The 833-nt window shown below is 42.9% G+C and carries 1 pseudogene; it reads right to left on the bottom strand.

Annotation, left to right across the window (positions count from 1 at the left end):
* Positions 1 to 756: pseudogene (locus GMD6S_RS09705) on the bottom strand (ATP-dependent nuclease subunit B); the annotation flags it as partial.
* Between the last annotated feature and the right edge of the window lie 77 nt (positions 757 to 833).

Below are 833 nucleotides of genomic sequence, written 5' to 3'. Positions count from 1 at the left end.
TTGGTATTTTGCCCCCAAATGATGAAGAAATTCCACACTGGCTTGGTAGAGATTCCCTTCAGAGAACGGACTGGTATAGGCTTTCTTGCTTGCACAGGCCCCAATAACAATCTCGGCACCTTTTCGATGAAGTAGATCCACTACACGCTCTTCCTCGGCAGAAAAACGAGTAAATCCATCAATAACCAAGGCAATCTGACTGAAATCACTACTTACCTTGCCATTCTCAATAGCCTCAATCAAATGGGACAACTGACTTCCCTGAGCCAACTGACCTTGATTGAGATAGGCTGTTACTTTCTCAAAAATCAAGAGTAAATCTGCTCTCTTGTCCTCATCCGTCAAACTTTCTAAGTCCAAAAAGCTCATCTGAGCAGTCGTCATCTCATGATAAAGTTCAATCAACTGCTGGATAAATTGAGGATCCTGCTTAATCGCACCATAAACACGTAAGTCCTTGGAATCGAGTTCCGCAAGACACTTATAAAAAGCCATCCCAAGCCCGATATCATCCAGACTGGTATTAGCTGGTAAATCATTCAAGATTAGGTAACGAGCCATTTGAGTGAAACGCGTGACGGTAATCGCAAAAGAAGCCTGCTGGGACAAGCATTCCAGCACGGCGCGTTCTTTTTCAAATGAAAGAGAGTTGGGGGCGATGTAGAAGACCCGCTTGCCAGCAGCAACTAGCTCTTCTGCCTCTCTGGTTAAAATATCTGTCAAAGAAGTCCGAATATCAGTATAAAGTAATTTCATCTCTGCCTCGTTTGGTTTATCAAAGTTTCTTACTCTATTATAGCAAAGTTCGCTTCACAGTCCAAATCCAAAATTCT

Source organism: Streptococcus sp. GMD6S (assembly GCF_000297015.1).
The sequence above is the reverse complement of the archived record's forward strand: the minus strand, read 5'-3'. Positions and strand labels throughout refer to the sequence as shown.